This is a genomic window from Streptomyces sp. NBC_01520 (assembly GCF_045040375.1).
GTDB lineage: Bacteria > Actinomycetota > Actinomycetes > Streptomycetales > Streptomycetaceae > Streptomyces.
Map to the genome: position 1 here is coordinate 515,861 of NZ_CP109404.1, position 22,367 is coordinate 538,227.

The 22,367-nt window shown below is 74.3% G+C and carries 2 protein-coding genes; both read right to left on the reverse strand.

What is annotated here, in order from left to right; genetic code table 11:
• Positions 1-9: 9 nt before the first annotated feature.
• Entirely contained in the window at positions 10-7,620 is a 7,611-nt protein-coding gene (locus tag OG524_RS02225; protein WP_405808793.1) for an amino acid adenylation domain-containing protein, read from the reverse strand.
• Positions 7,617-22,136: an amino acid adenylation domain-containing protein gene (locus OG524_RS02230; RefSeq protein ID WP_405808795.1), complete on the reverse strand. Its 14,520-nt coding sequence runs from the start codon at positions 22,134-22,136 to the stop codon at positions 7,617-7,619. Before OG524_RS02230 ends, OG524_RS02225 begins: the two co-directional genes overlap by 4 nt.
• Between the last annotated feature and the right edge of the window lie 231 nt (positions 22,137-22,367).

Below are 22,367 nucleotides of genomic sequence, written 5' to 3' on the forward strand. Positions count from 1 at the left end.
TACGGCAGGCTACGACGTGGCAGGCGCCGTCCCCGGGGCGGGCAGGAAGCCGGTGCCGTGGAAATAGGTCAGGTAGCGGTCCAGGATCTCGTCGGTCAGGGGCGGCTGCCGGACACCCAGGGCCGCCACGGCCCCGGCCGTCCGGCCGGAGTCGAAACGGCGCCGGTCCGTCGCCCCGGGCCCGGTCCGCCCGCCCTCGTCGCCGAGGAACAGCTGCGCCGCGTTGTCGGGTCGCGCCGCGACGCGGGCCTGCCAGTCCGCCGCGGGTACGGTGCGCAGCTCGTGGCCGAGGCGGGCCGCCGCCTCGAAGACCCGGTCCAGGCCCGGCGCTTCGGGGTTGGTGAAGTGGTACGTCTGCGTCCCCTCCCGGCCGGACAGGGAGAGCGCCACCACCGCGGCACTGACGTAGTCCACCGGCACCCAGTCGGTCGTCCCGTACGGCAGGTCCGGCACCGCTCCCGCCTGGAGGCAGCCCTTGACGAGCTGCCACAGCAGGTCGCGTTCCTGGCAGGCACCGGTCGTGGTGTCGCCGCTGATGCGGCCGGGCCGGTGGACGGTCACCGGCAGGCCGCGTTCGCGGGCCAGGCCGACGATCCCCTCGGCGACCCACTTGCTCCGGGCGTACCCGTCGGGCAGGCCGGGCGCGGGGCCGGTCGGCGTCGACTCCGTGATGGTGACGGGGTCGGGGCCGGTCGCCGGGGCATAGACGCCCGTGGTCGAGATGTAGTGCATCCCGGGTGACGCGGAGTCGGCGAGCAGACGCAGCAGTTCCTCGGTGCCGGCCACGTTGGGGGCGCGCAGATCACCGTACGCGGCGGCGAAGTTGACTCGTGCGCCGTTGTGCAGGACGGGGCCGAGCCGGCGGACCAGGGCGGTGCGGTCCTCGGGCGACAGGCCCAGGCCGGGGGCGGCGAGGTCGCCGGGGAGGGGGCGGACCAGGTCCGCGTACCGGGGGCGCCACAGACCGTAGCGCTCCAGGTTGGCCCGCAGCCGGTACGCCGCGCTCCGCTCGTCCTCGGCCCGTACGAGGCAGTCGACCGGCCCGTCGGTGGCCTCGATCAGGTCGCGCAGGAGGAAGGCGCCGAGGAAGCCGGATGCTCCGGTCAGCAGGGGCCTGGCCGTGGGACGGGAGGGCCTGCGGGCGGGGGCGGGCACGGCGGCCTGTCCCGTGACGCCCTCGGCCGGGCGGAGCCGGGTGCCGGACGCACCGTCCCGGCCCGTGCCGGTGATGTCCGCCGCCAGCCGGATCTCGGCGGCCAGGTCGGGCACGGCGGCACGGCGGTCCTGGTTCACCTCCCCCGCGGTGCGCGCCAGCAGGCGATCGACGCCCTCGACGGTGGGCGCCGCGAACAGGGCCCGCAGGGAGGGGCGAAGACCGCACCGTTCCCCGATCCGCCGCGCCAGGGACACGGCGAGCAGCGAGTGGCCGCCCAGCGCGAAGAAGTCGTCCGTGACGCCGACCTCGGGCACGCCGAGCGTCTCCGCGAACACCTCGCACAGGGCGCGCTCGCGCGCGGTGCCCGGCGCACGACCTCCGGCCGGTACGGCATGCTCGGGTGCGGGCAGGGCCCGTCGGTCGGTCTTGCCGTTGGGGGTGACGGGCAGGGCGTCGAGACGTACGTGCGCGGCGGGGACCATGTGCTCGGGCAGGGTCGCGGCGAGGTGCGCGCGCACCTCGGCCCCGTCGGGGCCCGGCTCACCGTCCGCGGCCACGGTGTACACGACGAGGCGCCGGTCGCCGGGCCGGTCCTCGCGGACGGCGGCGCAGGCCGCGGCGACACCCGGCAGGGCGCCGAGCGCGGCCTCGATCTCACCGAGTTCGATGCGGAAGCCACGGAGTTTGACCTGGTCGTCGACCCGGGAGACGTAGACGAGTTGGCCGTCCGCCGTCCAGCGCACCAGGTCGCCGGTGCGGTACATGCGCCCGCCCGCCCGGTCGGACGGATCAGCCACGAAGCGGGACGCGGTCAGGGCCGCACGGCCGTGGTAGCCGCGGGCCACTCCCTCGCCGGACACGTACAGTTCGCCGACGACACCGGGCGGCACGGGTTCCAGCCTGTCGTCCAGGACATGGACCCGGGTGCCGTCGACGGGGGCGCCGATGGGCACGGTGCGGTCGGGGGCGAGCGGCCCGTCCGCGTGCTGGAAGCCGCTCATGGTGGCGCAGACGGTGGTCTCGGTCGGGCCGTACGCGTTGACGAGGAAGCGGTCCCGCGCCCAGGCGTGCACCAGGGCCGGCGGGCACGCCTCACCGGCGAGGACCATCGTCGTGCCGGCGGGCAGCGAGCCGGGCGGCATCACGGCGAGTGCGGCGGGCGGCAGGGTGAGGTGGGTGATGCCCCGGTCGCGGACCAGGCCGGCGAGGGCGGGGCCGGGCAGCAGGGCGTCGCGTTCGTCGATCTCCAGGCATGCCCCGGAGAGCAGTCCCATGCACAGCTCCCAGAACGCGGCGTCGAAGCTGACGGATGCCATCAGCAGCACCCTGCTGTCCGGGGTGACGCGCAGCCGTTCGCTCTGGGTGCGGGCCATGGCGCCGGCACCCCGGTGGGTGACGACGACTCCCTTGGGTCGCCCGGTGGAGCCGGAGGTGTAGATGACGTACGCCGGGTGCGCCGGGAGCGGGGACGGGACAGGTGTGCCGACGCTGTCCTCCAGGTCGCCGGTGTACAGGTGCGGCACCGGGGAACCGGGGAGCCGGCGGTGGACGGCGGGTGTGGTGAGGAGCAGCCGCGGCGCGGCGTCGTCGAGCATGTAGGACAGACGCCGGGCGGGGTAGTCGGGGTCGAGCGGCACATGGGCGGCCCCGGCCTTGAGGACGCCGAGCAGGGCGACGACGAGGTCGTTGGTGCGGGGCAGGGCGACGGCGACCCGGTCCTCCGGGCCGATCCCGCGCGCGGCGAGGTGGCGGGCGAGGGCGTCGGCGCGGGTGTTCAGCTCGCCGTAGGTGAGGGTGGTGGCGGTGTCACGGACCGCCGGGGCGCCGGGCGTGCGCCTGACCCACCGCTCGAAGAGCGCGGGGACCGTCGCCCCGGGCAGGCCGTCGGCCGGTCCGGTGCCCCAGGCGGCGAGGCGGGTGCGCTCGGCGGAGGTGAGCACGTCGTAGGTGCGCAGGGGACGGTCGGGGTCGGCGGTGACGGCGTCGAGCAGCAGGACGAGCCGGTCGGCGAGGTCGCGGACCGTCGCGGCGTCGAAGAGTTCCGTGGCGTAGTCGACGGCGGCCCGCATGCCGCTGGGCGCACCGCTGTCGTCGTACGTCTCGGCGAAGGTGAACGACAGGTCGAATTTGCTGACCCCGGGGTCGACCGGTACGCCGCCGACGGTGAGGCCGGGCAGGTCGAGGCCGGCGGCGGGGGTGTGGTTCTGGAGGACGAGCATGGTCTGGAAGAGCGGATGGTGGTTCTGCGAGCGTGCGGGGTTGAGCAGTTCCACCAGGCGCTCGAAGGGGACGTCCTGGTGCGCGTAGGCGGAGAGATCGAATTCCCTCACTCGGTCCAGGAGTTCGAGGAAGGTCGGGTCACCCTTCAGGTCCGTGCGCAGCACGAGGGTGTTCACGAAGAAGCCGACGAGGTCCGAGGCGGCCTCGTCGGTCCGTCCCGCGACGGCCGTGCCCAGCGGGATGTCGTCGCCGGCGCCGTGCCGGGACAGCAGGGTCGACAGGGCGGCCTGGAGCACCATGAAGACGCTGCAACCGCGGGCGCGGGCGAGGTCCGCGATCCGGCGGGCGGTGGCGCGGTCGACGGTGAAGTCGTGGGTGGCGCCGGAGTGCCGGGGGGCGGCGGGGCGCGACCGGTCCCACGGCAGCTCGACCATTTCCGGCATCCCGGCCAACGCGTCTTTCCAGTGGGCGAGTTGGGCTGACAGAAGACTTTCCGGGTCGCGCTCGTCGCCGAGCAGGCGGCGCTGCCAGAGGGCGTGGTCGGCGTAGTCGACGGGAAGTGGGGCCAGGACGGGGGTCTCGGCCCGGACGCGGGCCCGGTAGGAGATGCCCAGGTCGTGGGCGAGCGGCGCCAGGGACGAGCCGTCGGCGGCGATGTGGTGGATCACGAGCACCAGGACGTGGGTGTCTTCGGCCAGTCGCAACAGGGTCGCCCGGAGCGGGGGGCGGTGCTCGATGTCGATCGGTTCGGTCGCGGCGGCCCTGAGCCGGTCGGCGAGTTCGTCCTCGTCGACGGCTTCCAGGGCGAACGGGAGGCGGACGTCGTCCGGGGCGGTGATGACCTGGTGCGGCCCGTGGACGCCCTCGGGAAACACGGTGCGCAGGGCCGCGTGCCGGGTCACGACGTCACGCAGTGCGCCGCGCAGGGCTTCCGTGTCGAGCGGCCCGTCGACGCGTACCGCGAACGGGATGTTGTACGTCGCGGAGGGGCCTTCGAGCCGGTGGAGGAACCACAGCCGCTGCTGGGCGTACGACAGCGGGAGCGTGGCGGGGCGTTCCTGCGGGACGAGGGCGGGGCGGGCGGGGCGGCCCGCGTGCTCCAGGGCGGTGGCGAGGGCGGCGACGGTGGGGTTCTCGAAGAGGGTGCGGATCTCGGTCTCGGTGTCCAGTGCGGTGCGGACGCGGCTCACCAGGCGGGTGGCGAGCAGCGAGTGGCCGCCCAGGGCGAAGAAGCTGTCGTCGATGCCGACGCGGGCCACACCGAGCACGTCGGCGAACAGTCCGGCGAGGATCTCCTCCAGAGCACCGCGCGGCGGCCGGCCCGCGATGCCGGACGGGGTGACGGGTGCGGGCAGGGCCGCCCGGTCGATTTTGCCGTTGGGGGTCAGCGGCAGCGCGTCGAGGGGCTGGATGACGGCCGGCACCATGTAGGCGGGCAGATGACGGCCTACGTGCGCGGCGAGCGGGCTGGGGTCGGGTACGTGTCCGGGTGCGGGGACGACGTAGGCGGTGAGGGTGCGGTCGCCGGGCAGGTCCTCACGGACCGTCACGCAGGCGGCGTGCACGGACGGGTCGGCGCGGAGCACCGTCTCGATCTCGGCCGGTTCGATGCGGTGGCCGCGCAGTTTGACCTGCTGGTCCGCCCGGGCCACGTACCGCAGGGTGCCGTCGGTGCCCTGGCGCACCAGGTCCCCGGTGCGGTACATGCGCGCACCGGTACCGGTGAACGGGTCGGCGACGAACCGGGTGGCCGTGAGGCCGGGGCGCCCCAGGTAGCCGCGCGCGACACCGGCTCCCGCGACGTACAGCTCGCCCTCCGCGCCGGACGGCACGGGCCGCATGGCCGCGTCCAGGACGTAGGCGCGCATGCCGTCCAGCGGCCGGCCGATCGGGGCGGCGGCTTTGGGGTCGTCGTCGGGCCGTACGCGGTGGACGGTGGCGAACGTGGTGGTCTCGGTGGGCCCGTAGACGTGCAGGACGGCGGTGCCGGGGTGGGCGGCGGCCAGGCGCTGGAGGACGCCGGGCGCGGCGGCCTCGCCGCCGGCCGCGACCAGGCGCAGGAGGCCGAGGGCGCCGGGGTCGGTGTCCGCGACGACGTTGAACAGGGCCGTCGTCAGGAACGCCGCCGTCAGGCCGTACCGGTCGACGAGGTCCCGGAGCACGGCGGGCTGCAGCGTGCCGCCGGGGGCCACGACGACCCGTCCGCCGTTGAGGAGGGGCGCCCAGATCTCGAAGGTGGACGCGTCGAAGACGTACGCGGAGTGCAGCAGGACCGCGTCGGCGGCGCCGTCGCCCCATCTCCGGTCGGCGGCGAGGGCGGTGATGTCGGCGTGGGTGACGCCGACACCCTTGGGCAGGCCGGTGGAGCCGGAGGTGAACATCACGTACGCGAGGCGGGCGCCGCCCGTGACCGTGGGCAGGGCTCCGGGGGTGGCCGGTCCGCCGTCCTGGACCCGGCCCGCGGCGTCGACCGTCACAAGGGCGACATCGGGGCCGAGCAGGCGTACCCAGGGGAGCGTGCGGGTGGTCCCGTCGACGATCAGGGTGCGCAGGGCGGCCACCTCCGCGACGCGGGCGAGGCGTTCGGCGGGCCAGCCGGGGTCGAGGGGCACGTAGGCGGCGCCCGCGCGCAGGGCTGCCAGGGCGGCGGTGACCTGGGCTGCCGAGCGGCCCAGCAGGATGCCGACGCCGTCCTCGACGCCGGTCCCGAGCCCGGTCAGGGTGCCGGCCAGCGCATCAGAGAAGTCCCGCAGTTGACGATAGGTCAGCGGCTCGCCCGCGCCGGTCACGGCCACCGCCTCCGGGCGGCGGTCGGCATGACGGGACACTGCGTCCGGGACGCTCATGTCCGTTGCGCCGACGGGGAGTCCGGCACCGTTCCCCCGGGCGACGAGCGTCTCGCGTTCGCCGTCCAGGAGGAGGGGGAGGGCGCCGACACGGCGGTCGAGCCCGTGCGCCATGGCCGTGAGCAGCCGCCGCGTACGGTCGACCGTGCGGCCCACCTCCGCGCGGTCGAGGGCGCCGGCCCGGAAGCCGAAGGTGATCCTCAGGGCGTCACCCGGGGCGATGGTGAGGGTGAGCGGGTAGTGGGCCGCGTCCGTACCGCTGAACCCGGTGACGGCGAGGCCGGGCAGTCCGCGTTGTGCACTGCGCAGGGCCTCGTCGTCCATCGGGTAGTTCTCGAACACGGCGAGGGTGTCGAAGAGTCGGTCCAGGCCGGTGACGCCGTGGATCTCGGTCAGGCCCACGTGCTGGCTGCCCAGGAGCCGGCCCTGCTCCTCCTGGAGCCGGGCCAGGAGTGCGGCCAGGGTTTCGCCGGGCTCCGGGCGGAGCCGTACGGGCACGGTGTTGATGAACAGGCCGACCATGGACTCGACGCCGGGGATCTCCGGCGGGCGACCGGACACGGTGGTGCCGAACACCACGTCGGCGCGGCCGGTGAGGTGGGCGAGCAGCAGGCCCCAGGCGCCCTGCACCACGGTGTTGAGGGTGAGCCGGTGGGCGCGGGCCGTCTCGCGCAGCCGGTGCGTCGTGGCCGGGTCCAGGTCGAGGACCAGGGTCTCGGGCAGTTCACCGGTCCCCTGGGCGTCCGTCCCGCCGGGCCCGGCGAGCAGGGTCGGGGCCTCGATTCCGGCCAGGGCGGTGCGCCAGGCGTCCAGGGCGGCGGGGCGGTCCTGCCTGGCCAGCCAGACGAGGTAGGAGCGGTAGGGGGCGACACGCGGCAGTGCGCCGTCGTCGCCCCCGCTCGCGTACAGCTCGAACAGTTCCCGTACGAGGAGGGGCATCGACCAGCCGTCGAGCAGGATGTGATGACTCGTCATGACGAGCCGGTGGCGCAGCGGCGCGGTGCGCACCAGGGTGAACCGCATCAGCGGCGGGGTGCTGAGGTCGAAGCGACGGGTGCGGTCGGCCGCGAGGAACACGGCGAGGCGTTCCTCCGTCGTGCCCGTGCCGTCGGGCCCCGTCAGGTCCAGCTCCTCCAGCGGTACGGGCACGTCGGCGGCCACGGCCTGCACGGGCTCGTCCAGGCCCTCGTGGAGGAAGCCGACCCGGAGGTTCGCGTGCCGCCGCAGCAATCCGCCGACGGCCGCGTGCAGCGCGGGGACCCCGACGGGGCCTTCGAGGTCGAAGACGAACTGCGCGGTGTAGACGTCCACGGCGTGGGAGTCGTACAGCGCGTGGAAGAGCATGCCTGCCTGCAACGGCGTCAGCGGCAGTACGTCCTCGAGTCGGAACCCGGTCACTTGCGTCCACCCCACTTGATCTGCAGTCGGTCGATCTGGGCCTGGTCGAGCGAGACCAGGGGGAGGTCGGACGGCGTCCAGCCGCCCGCGTCGGGCCGTTCGGCGTGTTCGGCGATGGCCCGCAGTGCGCGGGTGAACGTCTCGGTCAGGGCGCCCACGTCCTCCTCCTTCAGGAGGTCGCTGGGCCAGGTCCAGCGGGTCACCAGGCGCGGGCCGTCCGGCAGGTCCTCGGTGTGCGCGTTGATGTCGAGGACGTGGTGGACGGGCATGTCCGGGTCCTGGCTGCGCGGCCCGCCGCCGTCGAGCTGTACGTCCCAGTCGGCGACCGCGCCCCCGTCCGCGTGCGGAGCGGCGTACCTGCCGAGGTAGTTGAAGCCGATCTGGGGTTCGGTCGCGGCGGCCAGCCGGGGGCCGGTCGCCGGGTTGAGGTGGCGCAGCATTCCGTAGCCGACGCCGTGGTCGGGCACGGTCCGCAGCTGCTCCTTGACGCGTTTGACGGCGCGTTCGACCAGAGCCGGGTCGAAGTGTCCAAGGCCGCGGGTGTCGACGGGGCCGGGGTCGAGCCGGACCGGGTAGAGGCTGGTGAACCAGCCGACCGTGCGGGACAGGTCGATGTGCTCGGCGATCTGCTCGCGGCCGTGGCCCTCCAGGTCGAGGAGGACGCCGGTGCCGTCCGGCCGGGGCCCGCCCGCCCTGACGGCCCGTTCCGCGCGCCAGGAGCGGACGGCGAGGGCGAGACCGGTGAGCAGCACGTCGTCCACCCCGGCGTGGAAGGCGCCGGGGACGGTGGTGAGCAGCGGCTTCGTCCAGGTGGCGGGCAGGTGGGTGACCAGGGTGCGCGTCCGGTCGGCGGTGTCCAGGTCGGGGTCCGGCGGGCGGTATCCCAGCTGCGGGTCGGGGGTGCTCGACACCTCTTCCCACAGGGGGAGTTCCAACGCGCGTGCGGCGGTCCGCGCCTGCGACGCGAGCAGTCGCGCCCAGCTCCTGTACGGGGTGGTGACGGCGGGCAGTACCGAGGCCGCGGCGGGGTGCCCGCCGTCGGCGACGGCGTGCCACGCGGTGGCCAGGTCGGCGGCGAGGATGCGCCAGGACACGGCGTCCACGGCCAGGTGGTGCACGACGAGCAGCAGACGTCCGCGGGCGTGCGGTCCGGCGTCGCACCAGACCGCCTCGACCACGTGTCCGTCCGCCGGCCGCAGCCGGCCGCGGACCTGTTCACCCGCGTCGGTGACGGCGGCGCGGACGGCGTCCGCGTCGAGGCCCGTGACGTCGACCCGGGTGAGACGGCTGCGGGCGCGCACGGCGCCGGGTGGCAGTGCTTCGAGGACGGGTTCGCCCCCGGCGGGGCGGGTGACCCGCATGCGGAGCATGTCGTGGTGGTCGACGACGACCTGGAGGGCGGCGGCGAGCGTGTCCTCGTCGGCGCCGGCGGGTGTGTACAGCACCCCGGACTGGTTGTAGCCGTCGGTGCCGGACCGGGCCAGGAGCCAGGCGGCGATGGGCGTCGGCGGCATCTCGCCGGTGCCCTGTTCGGCCGGCGCGGCGGTGGCCCCGTGGAGGGCGGTGGCGACGGCCGCGACGGCCTCCGGCGTGCGGTGGACGAAGATGTCGCGCGGCGTGACGCCGAGACCGGCCTCGCGTACACGGCTGACGAGCTGGATGGAGAGGATGCTGTCGCCGCCGAGTGCGAAGAAGTCGTCGTCGGTACGGACGGCGGGGGTGCGCAGCACCGAGGCGAACACGTCGCACAGGACGTGTTCCTGCGGTGTGCGCGGCTGCCCGCCGGGCCGGGTGGTGGCGGGGCGTACGGGCACGGGCAGGGCACGCCGGTCGGTCTTGCCGTTGGGCAGCAGCGGCAGCCCGTCGAGGGCGACGAGCACGACGGGCACCATGTACGGCGGCAGGGCAGACGCCAGCCGGGCGCGCAGCTCACTGTCGGTGAGTGGCGTGGTGCCGCCGCGCGGGTCGGCGACGGTGTAGGCGACCAGGCGCCGCTCCCCCGGCCGGTCCTCGCGGACGACGGCGCAGGCGGCGGCGATGCCGTCGAGCGCGGTGAGAGCCGCCTCGATCTCGCCGAGTTCGATGCGGAAGCCGTGCAGCTTGACCTGGTCGTCGGCGCGGGAGACATAGGTGAGCAGTCCGTCGGCGTCCCGGCGGACGAGGTCGCCCGTGCGGTACATGCGGCTCCCGTCCGGGCCGTACGGATCGGCGACGAACCGTGAGGCCGTCAGGCCGGGGCGGCCGAGGTAGCCGCGCGCGAGGCCCTCGCCCGCGAGGCAGAGCTCGCCGGTGACGCCCGGCGGCACGGGCCGGAGGCCGCCGTCCAGGACGTAGGCGCGGGTGTTGTCGACGGGGCGGCCGAGCGGGACGCTCCCCTCCCCCGCGGGTGTGTCCGGCCGCAGGTGGTGGGCGGTGGCGTCGATGGTCGCCTCCGTCGGCCCGTACAGGTTGTGCACCTCGGCCCGCCAGTCCCGTGCGACGCGTGCTGCCAGGGACCGGGGCAGGGGTTCGCCGCCGCAGAGGACGGCCCGCAGGGTCGTGGGCGTCTCGTCGGGGCCGGTCTCGGTGAGGACGACCGAGAGGTGCGAGGGCACGAACTGGGCGATGGTCGCACCCGCGTCGCGCATCCGGGCCAGCAGTCCGGCCGGGTCGTGGTTGACGGCCGGCGGCACGGGGCAGGTGGAGCCGCCGTGCAGCAGCGGCAGCCAGGTCTCCCAGACCGAGGCGTCGAAGCTCGGCGAGGTGCGCGCGAGGACCCGGTCGTCGTCGGTGAGGCCGAGGTGGCCGGCCATCCACGCCATGTGGTTGGTCAGGGCGGAGTGGGTGACGACGACACCCTTGGGGCGGCCGGTGGAGCCCGAGGTGTAGATGACGTACGCCGCGTCGCGCGGTTCCGGTGCGGCGGCAGGCGGTGCGCAGCGCCCGGTGGACCAGCCGGCCCGGTCGTCGAGCGCGAGGCAGGGCACGGTGTGGCCGTACCTCGCGGCGCGGGCCGTGCCGTGGGTCAGGAGCAGCGCCGGGCGGGCGTCGTCGAGCATGTGGGTGATGCGCGCCTCGGGGTATTCCAGGTCGACCGGCAGGTAGGCGGCCCCGGCCTTGGCCACCGCCAGCATCGCGACGACCTGGTCGGCGGTGCCGTCCAGCGCGAGGGCCACGAGATCGCCGCGGCCGATGCCCCGGTCGTACAGGTGGTACGCCAAGTCGTCGGAGATCACGTCGAGTTCACCGAAGGTGAGGTGGTGCCCGCCGTCCCGTACGGCAATCGCCGCGGACGTCCGGGCGCACTGCGCGCGGAACGCCTCGGGCGCCGTACGGGCCGTCACCGGCCGTTCCGGGCCGTACGCGGCGCGTTCCAGGTGCTGCCGCTCGGCCGTGTCCAGGACGTCGACGGTGTGGACGCGCCGGCCCGGGTCGGCGGCGAGCGAGGAGAGCAGGCGGGTCAGCCGGGCGGCCAGCGCGTGCGCGGTGGCATGGGCGAAGAGTTCGGTGGAGAACTCCAGGACGCCGTCGAGACCGGCGGGCCGGCCCGAGCCGTCGTGCGTCTCGGTGAAGGTGAAGGTCAGGTCGAACTTGCTGATGCCGGTGTGCACGGGCTGTTGCGTCACCGTGAGACCGCGCAGGTCGACCGTGGTGTCCCCGTGGTTCTGGAGGACGAGCATGGTCTGGAACAGCGGGTGGTGGTTCTGCGCCCTGACCGGTCTCAGCGCGTCGACGAGCCGCTCGAACGGCACGTCCTGGTGAGCGTAGGCGGCCAGGTCGAACTCCCTGACGCGGTCGATCACTTCACCGAAGGTGGGGTCGCCGCTCAGGTCGGTGCGCAGGACGAGGGTGTTGACGAAGAAGCCCACCAGGTCGTCGAGGGCTTCGTCGGTGCGTCCGGCGACGGCGGTGCCGAGCGGGATGTCCTCACCGGCGCCGTGCCGGGAGAGGAGGACCGACAGCGCGGCCTGGAGCACCATGAAGAGGCTGCATCCGTGGACGCGGGCGAGACCCACCAGTGCCCGGTGGGTGTCCGCACCGACGGGGAAGGCGAACGCGTCGCCGCTGTACGCCGTCACGGCGGGGCGCGGCAGGTCGCAGGGCAGGTCGAGCACGTCGGGCGCGCCGGCGAGTGCGGTGCGCCAGAAGTCGAGTTGACGGGCGGCCTGGCTGGACGGGTCGTCCTCGGCTCCGAGGAGCTCGCGCTGCCACAGGGTGTAGTCCGCGTACTGGACGCGGAGTTCCGTCCAGGCGGGTTCCTCTCCGTCGGCACGTGCCCGGTACGCACGGCCCAGGTCACGGGCCAGCGGGGCGAGGGACCAGCCGTCGCCGGCGATGTGGTGGATGACCAGCACCAGGACGTGGACCTCCGCGCCGAGCCGCACCAGCCGGGCCCGTACGGGCCGTTCGGTGCTCACGTCGAAGGCGTGCGCCACCTCGGCGGCCAGGACCTCGTCGAGGCGGGCGGGGTCGGTGTCACGGGGCGTCAGGTCGAGGTCGGCGCCGTCGGCACGGAGGACGAGCTGGCGTGCCACGCCGTCCGTCTGGGGGAAGACGGTGCGCAGGCTCTCGTGGCGTTCGACGACGTCGGCCAGGGCGCTCTCCAGGGCCTCGGCGTCGAGCGGGCCGTCCAGGCGGAGGACGAGGGGCACGTTGTACGTGGCGCCGGGTCCTTCGAGCCGGTTGAGGAACCACAGGCGCTGCTGGGCGAAGGACAGTGGCAGCGGATCGGGGCGGCTCCCGGCGCGTTCCAGGGGTCTTCTCGCCCGGTCGGCACCGTCCAGTACGGCGGCGAGCGAGGCCGGGGTGGGGTGTTCGAAGAGGGCCTTGACCTGGACCTCCACGGCGAGCTTCGTGCGGATGCGTGCGGCCAGGCGGGTGGCGAGCAGGGAGTGGCCGCCCAGGTGGAAGAAGTCGTCGTCCACGCCCGCTCCGTCGAGGCCGAGCACGTCGGCGAAGAGCCCGCACAGGATCTCCTCGCGCGCGGTGCGGGCCGCGCGCCCGCGGACCGGGGCGTGTTGCCCGGGCGCGGGCAGGGCGCGCCGGTCGACCTTGCCGTTGAGGGTCAGCGGCAGTGCGTCGAGCAGCACGAACGAGGAGGGCACCATGTAGGCGGGCAGGGACCGGCCGACAGTTCGGGCGAGGTCGCCGGGGTCGGGCCGCGCACCGGCGGCGGGCACCACGTACGCGACGAGCCGCCGGTCGCCCGGGGTGTCCTCGCGGACGACGGCGAAGGAGTCGGCGACTCCGTCGCCGCAGGCCAGCACGCCCTCGATCTCGCCGAGTTCGATGCGGTAGCCGCGCAGCTTCACCTGGCCGTCGGCGCGGCTGACGTAGGCGATCTGCCCGTCCGGGGTCCATCGGACGAGGTCGCCGGTGCGGTACATGCGCCCGCCCGCCGGGTCGAACGGGTCGGCCACGAAGCGCGCGGCGGTCAGGCCCGGAAGCCGGGTGTACCCGCGTGCCACCCCGCGTCCGGCGAGGTACAGCTCGCCCACGACGCCCGGCGGGACCGGGCCCAGGGAGCCGTCCAGGACGTACAGGCGCATGCCGTCCAGGGCGCGTCCGACGGGCGGCGGGCCCGACGGCAGGTCGGCCGGCACGTCGTAGCGGGTGGCGAAGGTGGTGGTCTCGGTGGGCCCGTAGACATGGAGGACGCGCGCGCCGCGCGCGGTGCCGGCGACCCGCTGCATCGCGTCCCGGGAGGCCGGCTCCCCTCCGGCGCAGACGAGCCGGAGTCCGTCGAAGGCGCCTGGGTCCGTCTCGGCGATCACGTTGAACAGGGCGGTCGTCAGGAAGACCGCGGTCACTCCCTCCTCGTGTACGGCATCGCCGAGGGCCCGGGCGTCGAGGGCGCCGTCGGGTGCGACGACGACCCGGCCGCCGCGCAGGAGCGGGGCCCAGATCTCGAAGGTGGAGGCGTCGAAGACGTACGCCGAGTGCATCAGCACCGCGTCGGCGCGGCCGTCGTCCCAGGCGGAGTCGGCGGTGAGCGCGACCACGTCGGCGTGTGTGACCCCGACGCCCTTGGGCAGGCCGGTCGAGCCGGAGGTGAACATGACGTAGGCGAGGGCCTGGGAGCCGGGCACGGCGGCCGGGCGGCCCGGCCGCTCGGGCGCGCCGCGCAGGATCCGGCCGAGCCGGTCCACGACCACGACGGGCATCCGGCGGGCGGTCGCGGACACCCAGGGGGCCAGGAGGGCTGCCTCGTCGACGACGAGGACGCGTACGTCCGCCACTCCGGCGACCTGGTCGAGCCGTTGCTCGGGCCAGCGCGCGTCCAGCGGTACGTAGGCACCGGCCGCGCGGACCGTGCCGAGGGACACGGCCACGACGGCGGGCGACCTCGTGAGCAGTACGCCGGCACCGGACTCGGGGCCGATTCCGTGGCCCGCCAGGGCTTCGGCGAGGTCGGCGGAGATCCGGTCGAGTCCGGCGTAGGTGAGAGTGGTGCCGTCGCCGGTGACTGCCGGGGCGTCAGGGGTGCGGTGCGCCTGGGCGGCGAACAGCGCGGGCAGCGTGGCGTCCACGGTGTCCGCGGCGGCTGCGGGCAGGCCGCGGCCGGTGCCCCAGTGGGTGACGCGGGCGTGCTCTTGCGGCGTCATCAGGTCGTAGCCCGCCAGGGGCAGGCCGGGGTCGGCCGCCACCTGTTCCAGGAGGCGGACCAGGCGGGCGGCGAGCGTCTCGACGGTGTTCCGGTCGAAGAGCGCGGTGGCGTACTCGATCCCGGCGGTGAGACCGCCCTCGGCCGCCTGCTCCCCGGCCTGTTCCCCGGTCCGCTCCTCCGCCTGCTCCTCCGCCTGCTCCTCCGCGAAGGCGAAGGTGAGGTCGAATTTGCTCAGGCCGTTGTGGACGAGACGGTCCTCGACGGTGAGACCCGGGAGTTCGGGGCGGACGGACTCCTGGTTCTGCAGGACCAGCATGGTCTGGAACAGCGGGTGGTGGTTGCGCGCCCGGACGGGGTTGACACTCTCGACGAGACGCTCGAAGGGCACGTCCTGGTGCATGAAGGCGGCCAGGTCGAACTCGCGTACACGTACGAGCAGTTCACGGAAGGTCGGATTGCCGGACAGGTCCGTGCGCAGGACGAGCGTGTTGACGAAGAACCCGACCAGGTCCTCCAGTGCCTCGTCCGTGCGGCCGGCGACGGGTGAGCCGAGCGGGATGTCGTCCCCCGCGCCGTGCCGGTGCAGCAGGGTGGCCACGGCCGCCTGGAGCACCATGAACAGGCTGCTGCCGGACTCCCGCGCCAGGCGCAGGAGCCGGGCGTGCAGCGGGGCCGGTACGTCGAAGGTGTGGACCGCTCCCTTCGGATCGGTCTCGGCGGGGCGCGGCCGGTCCAGCGGCAGGTCGATCAGTCCCGGCAGGCCCGCGAGGGCGGTGTGCCAGTGGTCGAGCTGCTGCCGCACCAGGCTCTGCGGGGTGGCGTCGTCGCCCAGGGCGGCGTGCTGCCAGAGGGTGTAGTCGGCGTACTGGAGCGGGGTGCCGGAGGCCGGTTCGGGCTCCCGTCCCGCGAGCCGGGCCCGGTAGGCGTCGCCGAGGTGGCGGGCGAGCGGGGCGAGGGACCAGCCGTCGCCCGCGATGTGGTGCAGGACGAGCACCAGGACGTGACGGCCGGGTGCGGAGCGCAGGAGCAGGGCGCGCAGCGGCAGGTCGACGACGACGTCGAACGGCTCGCACACGGCGGCCAGAACGGCCGCCTCCAGACCGCCGGGAGCGGTGCTCACGACGGGCAGCGGGGGCGTGGCGGTATCGGTGGCGAGGACCGACTGACGGGGGACGCCGTCCTGTTCGGGGAACAGGGTGCGCAGTGCCTCGTGCCGTTCCACGACGTCGCGCAGGGCCGAGCGCAGGGCGTCCGTGTCCAGGGCGCCTTCGAGTTCGAGCACGAGCGGGATGTTGTAGGCGGAGCTGGGGCCTTCGAGGCGGTTGAGGAACCACAGGCGCTGCTGCGCGGAGGACAGCGGCAGCGGATCGGGCCGCTGTGCCACGGGCACCACCGGCGGACGGGCCCGGCCCGGAGCGTCGAGGACGCGGGCCAGACCGGCCACGGTCGGCTGCTCGAAGAGTGTGCGTACGGCGATCTCGACGCCCAGGACCGCGCGGACGCGGCTGACGACGCGCATGGCGAGGAGCGAGTGCCCGCCGAGGTCGAAGAAGCTGTCGTGCGGGCCCACCGGGGACCGGTCCAGGACGTCGGCGAAGATACCGGCGAGCAGATCCTCCTGGAGGGTGCGCGGCCCCTGTCCGGCGGAGGAGTCGGTGTCCGGCTCGGGCTCCGGCAGGGCGCGCCGGTCCACCTTGCCGTTGGGCAGGAGCGGGAGGTCGTCCAGGACGACGACGGCGCCGGGCACCATGTAGTGCGGGAGGGTCTCGGCGAGGGCGTCGCGCAGGGCGACCGGGCGCGGGGCCGGGTCGCCGGTGACGGCGTAGGCGACGAGGCGGCGCAGGCCGGGTACGTCCTCGCGGATGACGGCGCGGGCGGCCGTGACACCGGGGCACGCCAGGAGTGCGGCCTCGACCTCGCCCAACTCGATGCGGAAGCCGCGGAGTTTGACCTGGTCGTCGGCGCGGGCCACGTAGTCGAGCAGACCGTGCCCGTTCCACCGTACGAGGTCGCCCGTCCGGTACATGCGGGCGCCGGTGGCGTCGAACGGGTCGGCGACGAACCGTGCGGCGGTCAGGCCCGGGCCGTCCAGGTAGCCGCGGGCGAGGTTGGGGCCCGAGAGGTACAGCTCCCCGGTGACACCGGACGGTACGGGGCGCAGCCGGCTGTCGAGGACGTAGCCGCGCATGGTGTCGACGGGGCGGCCGATCGGGACGGTCTCGGACGGGGTGCCGCAGCCGTCCTGTCCGCCGTTCCCCGGGCGGTCGGCGCGGTGTGCGGTCGCGTCGATGGCCGTCTCGGTCGGCCCGTAGAGGTTGTGCACCTCGGCCTGCCACAGGTCGGCGACGTCGTCGGCGAGGGCGCGCGGCAGCGGTTCGCCGCCGCACAGGACGGCGCGCAGGGCGGGGAGCGGTGCGGCGTGTGCCGCCTCGGTGAGGACGAGGGCGAGGTGCGAGGGCACGAACTGGGCCACGGTGACACCGAATCGGCTCATCCAGGAGACCAGGGCGCGGGGTTCGCGGTTGATTCCGTGGGGCAGCACACAGACCTCGGCACCGTTCATCAGCGGGAGCCACAGCTCCCACACGGAGGCGTCGAAGCTGGTGGAGGTGCGGGCCAGGACCCGGTCGTCCGGCGTGACGGCCAGGTGACCCGCCATCCAGGCCATGTGATGGGCCAGGGCGGTGTGCGGCACGACCACGCCCTTCGGACGGCCGGTGGAGCCCGAGGTGTAGATGACGTACGCGGGGTCCGCCGGGTGCGGGGTGTGCCGGAGGGGCACGAGGGGGCCGGTGGACCGGGCGGCCGGGTCGTCGAGGGCGAGCCACGGTACGTCGCAGTCGGGCAGACCGGGGTGGACGGCCGTGGTGGTGAGCAGCAGGGCGGGCCGGGCGTCGTCGAGCATGTGCCGGATGCGGGCGGGCGGGTACTCCGGGTCGACGGGCACGTAGGCGGCCCCGGCCCGCAGCACGGCCAGCATGGCGACGGCGGTGTCCACGGACGGCGGCGCGGCGATGGCCACCCTGCCCTCCCGGTGCGCGCCGCGCTCGCGCAGCACGTGGGCGAGGGCGTCGGCGCGGGCGTCGAGCTCCGCGTAGGTGAGGCTGCTGTGCGCGTCGCGCACGGCGACCGCGTGAGGGGTGCGCGCTGCCTGCTCCCGGACCGCCTCGGGGACGGTACGGGTGGGCAGCGGCCGTTCCGCACCGCGTCCCTGGTCGAGGAGGCGGTCCCGCTCGCCGGGCGCGAGCGGGTCGAGGTCGCCGACCGCCCGGTCGGGGTCGGTCACGGCCTGGGTGAGGACGCGGGCGAAGCGGACGCACAGGGCGCGGGCGGTGGCAGCGTCGAAGAGGTCGGTGGCGTATTCAAGGTAGCCACCGATACCGGCGGGGGTGGGCTCGGCGGGTCCCACGGCTCCGGTTGGCCCCACGGCTCCGGTCAGCTCGGTCAGCTCGGTCAGCTCGGTCAGCGAGAACGTCAGGTCGAATTTGCTGATCCCGGTGTGCCGGGACCGGTCGTGGACGGTGACGCCCGGCAGGTCGAGCTCGGCCCGTTCCTGGTTCTGGAGGACCAGCATGGTCTGGAAGAGCGGATGGTGGTCGCCGGACCGCTCGGGGTTGAGGGCCTCGACGATCCGCTCGAACGGGACGTCACCGTTGCTGAGGGCCGCGATGTCGAACTCCTTGACCCGGTCCAGCAGTTGACGGAAGGACGGGTCGCCGGACAGGTCCGTACGCAGGACGACGGTGTTGACGAAGAACCCGACCAGATCGTCCAGGACCTCGTCGCTGCGCCCTGCCACCGCGGTGCCCAGCGGGATGTCCGTGCCGGCGCCGTGGGCGTGCAAGGTCACGGCGAGGGCCGCCTGGAGCACCATGAAGGGCGTGCAGCCGGCGGCACGGGCCAGCCGGGTGAGCTCGGCGTGCGCGGGAGCGGGCAGTTCGAAGGGGACGGCGCCGCCCCGATGACTGGGCACGGCCGGGCGGGGCCGGTCGAGGGGCAGGTCCAGCAGGTCGGGGGCGCCGCGCAGCGCCTCCTCCCAGTAGGCGAGCTGGCGCGCGGCCAGACTGTCGGGATCGCCGTCGTCGCCCAGCAGCCGCCGCTGCCAGAGGGCGTAGTCGGCGTACTGCACGGGCAACGGGGCCCGTTCGGGCGTCCCCGTGTCCTCGGTCCTGGCGCGGTAGGCGGCGCCGAGGTCACGGCAGAGCGGGGCGAGGGACCAGCCGTCCGCGACGACGTGGTGGAGGACGAGCACCAGGACGTGGCGGTCGGGGCCCATGCGGAGCAGGTGGGCGCGGACGGCGGTGTCGCCGGTGAGGTCGAAGGGCGCGGCCGTCAGGCGGCGCACGGTCTCCTCGGCCCAGGCGTCGACGGGCTCCTCGGCCGGGGGCAGTTCGACGGCCAGGGGGACGAGTGAGGCCGCGGCGCCCGCGGCGCGGACGTCCTGGCGGGCGATGCCGTCATGCTCGACGAAGACGGTACGCAGGCTCTCGTGCCGGGCGACCACGTCCGCGAGGCCGCCGCGCAGGGCATCCGTGTCCAGGGGACCGTCGAGTTCGAGGACGAGCGGGACGTTGTAGGTGTCACCGGGGCCCTCCGCCCGGTTGAGGAACCAGAGGCGCTGCTGCGCGAAGGACAGCGGGACCGCTTCGGGCCGCCGGTGCGGGACGAGGGCGGGCCGCGCCGCCCCTGCGGTGTCGAGGGCGGCGGCCAGAGCGGCGACGGTGGGGTGGTCGAAGAGGGTACGCAGGCCGACTTCGACGCTCAGAGCCGCCCGCACCCGGCCGGTGAGGCGGGTGGCGAGCAGCGAGTGGCCGCCCAGGGAGAAGAAGTTGTCGTCGATGCCGACCGCGGGCACACCCAGGACGTCTGCGAACAGGCCGGCGAGGACCTCCTCGTAAGCGGTGCGCGGGGCGCGGCCCGTGGCGGCGACGGCGCGGGGCACGGGCAGGGCGTTGCGGTCCACCTTGCCGTTGGGGTTCAGGGGCAGGGTGTCGAGGGCGACGAACACGGAGGGAACCATGTACGCGGGCAGGGCGCGCCCGACACGGCGGGCCAGGCCCGATTCGTCGGGCCGGGCGCCGGGGGCGGGTACGACGTAGGAGACGAGCCGGCGGTCACCGGGGACGTCCTCGCGGACCAGGACGCAGGCGGCTCGCACGGCCGGATCGGTGAGCAGGACGTTCTCGATCTCGGCGGGTTCGATGCGGAACCCGCGAAGTTTGATCTGGCCGTCCGCGCGCCCGACGTACTCGATGTCGCCGCGCGCGGTCCAGCGCACGAGGTCACCGGTGCGGTACATACGGCCGCCGTGGGCGTCGTGCGGGTCGGCGACGAACCGGGTCGCGGTCAGGGCGGCGCGCCCCTGGTAACCGCGGGCGACGCCGTGACCGCTCACGTACAGCTCGCCCACGACGCCCGGCGGCACCATGCCGAGGTGCCCGTCGAGCACGTGGAGGCGCATCCCGTCGAGGGGCCGGCCGATGGGCGGCACGCCCGGCGCGGCTGCGGCGACCGGGTGGCGGGCGGCGAAGGTCGTGGTCTCCGTGGGACCGTACACGTGCAGGACGCGCGTGCCGGGCGCGGCGGCCGCCACCCGCTGCATGAGGTCCGGGGACGCCGCCTCGCCACCCGCTGCGACCAGGCGCAGCCCGGCGAACACCGCGGGGCCCGCCTCGGCCATCACGTTGAACAGGGCTGTCGTCAGGAACAGTCCGGTCGCCCCGTGCCGGTCCACCATGTCCCGGAGGACCTGTGCCTCCAGGACTCCGCCGGGTGCGACCAGCACACGGCCGCCGTTCAGGAGGGGTACCCAGATCTCGAACGTGGCGGCGTCGAACACGTAGGCCGAGTGCAGCACCACCGCGTCGGACACCTCGTCGGTCCAGGTGGTGTCGGCTGCCAGTGCGCGGACGTCGGCGTGGGTGACCCCGACGCCCTTGGGCAGACCGGTGGAGCCCGACGTGAACATCACGTAGGCGAGCCGGTCGCCCCGGATCGCGCCAGGCAGCGGGCCCGGCCGTGGCGGGGCGCCGTCCACGACGCGGCCGAGAGCGTCGACGACGAGCACCGGCAGGGTGTCGGCCGCTTTCCGCACCCAGGACAGGCCGGCGATTGCCTCGTCGACCACCAGGGCGCGGACGCGGGCGACTTCCGCGACGCGGCCGAGCCGTTCGTCCGGCCAGGTGGCGTCCATCGGTACGTACGCCGCGCCCGCGCCGACCGCGCCGAGCGTGGCGGACACCATGGCCGCCGAGCGGCCCACGAGGACGCCGACGCCGTCCTCGGCACCGATGCCCCGGCCGGCGAGTGCTCCGGCGAGGTCCTCCGCCGTCCGCGCCAGCTCCCGGTACGAGAGCGTGACCGAGCCGTCCACCACCGCCGGGGCGTCCGGAGTGCGGCGTGCCTGCGCGGCGAACGCCTCCGGCAGCCCGGCGGCGACAGCCTCCGGGGGCAGATCGGCACCGCGTCCGTGCGCGAACAGGGCCTCGGCGGTTGCGTCGTCGAGGAACGGCAGGTCGCGCAGGGGCAGTTCGGCGTCCGCGTCGGCCAGGGCGGACAGGAAGGAGACGACGGCCTGCTGGTGGAGCCGCAGGTCCTCGGGACGGTACAGCTCCGGGTCGGCGTCGAAGCCGATCAACGGTCCCTTGCCCTCGGCCCGTTCGGAGACGAAGAGGGACACGTCGTCGACGGGACCGATGGACAGCACGCGGGAGGCGCCGGGGCTGCCGGCGAAGTCGAGGTCGAAGTCGTATCCCATGATGTTGACGACGACACCGGTCAGGCGCGCCGCACCGTCGGCCATGTTCAGTTCGCGGGCGAGCTGTTCGCGGGAGAAGCGGCGGTGCCGCAGGGCGCCCCGCATCTCGGCGGCCACGGCGCGGACCAGGGTGCCGACCGTCATGTCGGCGGAGACGGTCAGGCGTAGCGGCAGGATGTTGGCCGTCATGCCGACGATGCGCCGCAGTCCCCCGTGACGGCCGTTGGAGGCGAGGCCCACGACGACGTCCTGAGAGCCCGTGACCCGACCGACGTAGGCGGCGACCGCGCTCACGAAAACGGCGGTCCAGCTCGTGCGGTGGGCGGCGGCGAGTCCGCGCAGGCTGTCGAACACGGCGGCGGGCAGGCTCTCGCCGGTGTGCAGCCGCACGTCCGTCCCGTCGGGTACGGCCGTTGACGGGGCGTCGGTGCGCCGACGGATGAGCGCCCTGCCGCCGTGGGCGTCCACGTCCATGCCGTCCGTGTCGTCCCCGGCCGTGTCCCCCGTCCGGTCGGCGGCCAGGTCCGCGAACTTTCCGGTCCAGTAGGCACGGTCGGCCTCGTAGCGGTCCGAGCCGAGGTAGGCCGTTTCGTCGGCCACGAGTTCACGCAGGGGTGCGGCGGGCGGTTCGACGGCGTCAAGGTTCTCGCCACGCACGGCGCGCCCGTAGAGGTCGGCCACGGTGCGGGCGAAGACGGCGCCGCCGAGTCCGTCGACGGCTATGTGGTGGAAGCGGACGTACCAGTAATGCAGCCGGTGGCCGAGACGCAGCAGTGCGAAGTGGTGGTGCGGGGCGTCGAGCCTGTCGACGGTGGCCATGTCGTCGGCCAGGTAGCGCTCGGCCGTGGCAACGGGATCGTCGGCGCCGGACAGGTCGAACACGCGGAGCCGGCTGGATTCGCCCGGCGGGCGACGGACGACATGCTGACGGACCGTATCGCCGCTGGAGACGAACTCGATGTTGAGGCTGTCGCACAGAGCGGCGGCCCGGTCGAGCGCTGCGGCGAACAGTCTCTCGTCGAGGTCTCCATGGATCTCGAAGCATTCACCGATGTTGTATTTCGGACTGTCCGGATCGATCAGTTGCCCGTACCGCACACCTTGCTGAGCCATGGTCATCCCGAAGAACTCTTCGGGAACCGCACGGGAAGGGTCGGAGCCATTTTCGTGCATGCCGATTCACACCTTTGGGGAGAGTTTTCGGGGACGGCGAAGAAGGCATGGCGAAGCCGACCACGCCGGTGCATCATCGATCGCCGACAAGGGCAGGGGAAAGCGACGAAGAACATCGCCGCACCCGTGACATCAAGCGCTACCGGAGCCCTACGGGCACACTCACCCGAAAGGGATCCCCGTTGCCTTTCGCGCGCCGAAGGCGAGTTACGAGGCAGTCCATCGAAGGTT